The following is a 3512-nucleotide window of genomic DNA, read 5'->3' as shown; positions in this document are numbered from 1 at the left end:
CCTCCAGACCGAAGACAGCCTCCAGGGCGGCCACGTAGTCCTCAGTGCGCCCCTGCACGGCAAGCTCACGAGCCCGCACGGTAGGAGTGTGCAGCAGCTTGCGCACAATCCGGCGCATCGCGAACTCCACCTCTTCAGCCGCGGCTGTGCACCCATGTGCCTTGCGGACCCGCTCCATCTCCTCATCCAGCACTTCCTGGGTGTGCCGGCGCAGCGCCACAATGGCGTCATCGGCACTGCGCTCCCGACGCTCTGTGAGGTATTGCTGCACAGACTCCGCCACGACGGCGCGGGCCTGATCCACAGAGTCCTCGGTCTCCTCGGGGGCGGCGACCTTCACCGATTCCAAAGTGATCAGCTCAACCCCGGGAAGATCAGCCACATCCGGGGTGAAGTCATGTGTCAGCGCTAAGTCGATGACCGTCAAAGACCTGTCGTGCTCTTCCAGACCGGCCAGCGAACGGATCTCCGCGGCGGTGATCTGACGGTTTCCACCGGAGCAGCCGATGATCACGTCTGCGTTCCGGAAGGCCTCGGCCAGTTCGCCCATACTCAGCGCACGCACATTCTCCGCACGTTCACCGAGGAATCGACGGCGCTCATCAAGGAAGGACTCAGCACGTCCGGAGCCGGAGAAGACCGAGATCGCCGGAACCTCGCGCTCGGCCAGCTGCGCCAAGGTGGTACCGGCATAGGCCCCGGTACCGATGAGCACCACATTGGCATCGCGGTAGAACGCGGCGCCGTCGCCGCGCATATCGCCGGCAATATCCAGGGCCACAGAGACAATGGACCGCCCACGCGAGCCCAGAGCGGTTTTAGCCCCGACTTCTTTAGCCGTGCGGGTAGCGGTTTCAAAGAGCTTGGTCAGCCCTCCGGAGACGGTCCCGGCAGACTGCGCCTCATTCAGGGACCGCCGAACCTGTCCGGCGATTTCCCGCTCGCCGATCACGGCGGAATCCAGACCTGCGCCGACCTCGAAGAGGTGCGAGACGGCGTCGTCCTCAACCAGGGTTTTGAACGAACGGGCCACGGTCTCGCGATCCAAGCCGGAGGCCTCCGCCACTGCGTCAAGCAGACGTTCACGGCTCTCACGCACCGCTTCGACACTGGAAGAAGGGGTCTCTGCGTAGATCTCCAGCCGGTTGCAGGTGGCCAGCGTGACGGCAGGCAGATCGACAGAAGCAGCGACATCGGCTGCTCCTGAGGAGAGGGTTCCCACCGTCTCGAGATCGAGATCCGTGTGGGTTGCGACAAGTGAGAAAAGAACCACGGCGGCACGATTCTACCGCGCGTCGAAGTTCGCGGCAGAATGGTGACTATGACTTCGACGACGCCGGCCCCATCCCTGCCCGCTGATCACCCCCTGGTCACCGGCCTCACCACCGAGGCTCCACTGCTCAACCAGTACCGCGGAGGCCGCGATGCCGCGGGGAATCCGGCAGCGCCGGCCCGCCAGCCGGTGTGGTTCATGCGACAGGCCGGGCGTTCGCTACCGGAGTATCGCAAGCTGCGTGAAGGCACCACCATGCTGGACTCCTGCCTGAACCCGGAGATGGCCTCGGAGATCACTCTGCAGCCGGTGCGGCGCCATGATGTGGACGCCGCGATCTTCTTCTCAGACATCGTGATTCCGCTGCGCCTGGCCGGCGTGGATGTGGAGATCAAGCCCGGCGTCGGCCCAGTGCTCGGCTCCCCGGTACGCACCCTGGAGGATGTGCGGGCCCTGCCGGAACTGGACGAGGCGGCGTTCGCCCCCATTGTGGAGGCCGTTGAGCTGACCACTTCTGGTCTGAAGGATATGGCCGCTGAGGCCGACCGCGACTGGGTCACCCCGCTGATCGGCTTCGCCGGAGCGCCGTTCACCCTGGCCGCCTACATGGTGGAGGGCAAGCCCTCCAAGGAGCACCTGGCGGTGCGCACCATGATGAAGGCCAATACGGAGACCTGGAACGAGCTGGCCGCCTGGGCCGCCCGCGCTTCGGGAGCTTTCATGCGAGCCCAGGTGATGGCCGGGGCTTCTGCCGCCCAGCTCTTTGATTCCTGGGCGGGCTCACTGAGCCGCGCCGACTATCTGGAGTATGTGGCGCCCTTCTCACAGGCTGCCCTGAGCCACGTCGCAGACTTAGGCGTGCCCGTGGTCCACTTCGGCACCGGCACCTCGCAGATCCTGGATGTGATGCGCTCGGTGGTCGAGTTCGCACGCATCGCACCAGTGGCGCCGGTGGAATCCGGACCCAGCGTCCTTCAGGCCATGGGCGAGGCCCAAGCAGCCAAAGACGAGGGAGCCACCACACAGGATCCCGCCACCCTGACCACCCACCCGGTGCTGGGTGTGGACTACCGCATGAACTTGCGCGAGGTGGCCGATAAGCTCGGCGCAGGAGCCAACGGGCGGCGTACCCCGCTGCAGGGCAACATCGACCCAGCCATGCTTTTTGCAGATGCAGACACTCTTCACGAGCACGTGCAGGCGGTGCTTGCCGACGGCGCATCCGCCGGCGGACACGTGGTCAACCTCGGCCACGGCGTGCCCCCGGAGACCAACCCGGAGGTGCTGACCCGCGTGGTGGAGCAGATCCATTCCGTGGAGACCCACCCCGGACAGGACTGAGATCGTGGCCCCGGCCCCCCGCACCAGTCGAGTCGCCGTCGTCGGCGGCGGCATCGCAGGACTGACCGCCGCGTGGGACCTTGCCCGCAGCGGGGCTGAAGTCACCGTGTACGAAGCCGGCAGCCGACTCGGCGGCGCGGTGGCGCCGCATGTCTTAGCCGGTGTTCGCTGTGATGCTGGCGCGGAGGCCTTCGCCACCCGCACCACAGCAGTGCGCCAGCTCATTGAGGACCTCGGCTTGGCCGAGCAGGTCGTCAGCCCCAATCCGGCCGGGGCCTGGCTGCAGATCCCGGGTCTTGCCGCGCCCTTGCCTGCTACCGGCCTACTGGGCATCCCCGGTGATCCGCAGGCAGAGGACGTTCGCCGGCTCATCGGCGCAGAAGCTGCAGCCCGCGCGGCGCAGGACCTCCACCGCCCGGTGGACCAGTGGCGCGGAGTCTCCTCCCCCACTGTGGGCCAGGTGGCCCGGGACCGAATGGGCGACGTCGTCGTCGACGCTCTGGTCTCCCCCATCACCTCTGGAGTTCATTCCGCAGATCCCGACGAACTGGATATGAACACCGCTGCTCCCGGACTCTTCAGCGCCATGCTGGAAGAGGGCTCGCTGGCCCGCGCCGTCCAGCGGCTGAAAGCCCAGGCCCCAGCGGGTTCGGCGGTGCAGTCCCTGCATGGCGGGATGGCCACTCTGGTGGATGCGTTGGAAGCAGCGCTGCGTCAGGCCGGTGTGACCATCCACGTGAATCACCGGGTCACCGATCTGCGCGGTTTGGCAGCTGATCGCCTGCTGCTGGCAGTGGATGGTCCCGCGGCGCTGGAGCTTCTCGGGCCGGTACTGCCTCAGCTGGAAGGCGAAGGGTTCAGCGACGGCGGCACAGGCGGCGTCGCCCTGGTGTCGATG

Annotated in this window: 3 protein-coding genes; 2 read left to right on the top strand and 1 reads right to left on the bottom strand. The window is 66.7% G+C overall.

Annotation, left to right across the window (positions count from 1 at the left end; all coding sequences use genetic code 11):
* Nucleotides 1-1273, bottom strand: a 1273-nt coding sequence (locus tag TX78_RS04460; RefSeq protein ID WP_044494417.1) for a glutamyl-tRNA reductase, incomplete at its 3' end; no start/stop codon positions are given.
* A gap of 39 nt (nt 1274-1312) precedes the next feature.
* Between TX78_RS04460 and TX78_RS04455 the strand changes: the two genes are divergently transcribed.
* Together TX78_RS04455 and TX78_RS04450 are read left to right on the top strand one after the other, a co-directional pair.
* Nucleotides 1313-2614 (top strand): uroporphyrinogen decarboxylase, encoded by a 1302-nt coding sequence (locus TX78_RS04455; RefSeq protein ID WP_044494035.1) that lies wholly within the window; start codon nt 1313-1315, stop codon nt 2612-2614.
* Between the two features lie 4 nt (nt 2615-2618).
* Nucleotides 2619-3512, top strand: an 894-nt coding sequence (locus TX78_RS04450) for a protoporphyrinogen/coproporphyrinogen oxidase (protein WP_044494032.1), incomplete at its 3' end; no start/stop codon positions are given.

The sequence above is a fragment of the Nesterenkonia massiliensis genome, assembly GCF_000455245.1.
Classification (GTDB): Bacteria; Actinomycetota; Actinomycetes; order Actinomycetales; family Micrococcaceae; genus Nesterenkonia; species Nesterenkonia rhizosphaerae.
The sequence above is the reverse complement of the archived record's forward strand: the minus strand, read 5'-3'. Positions and strand labels throughout refer to the sequence as shown.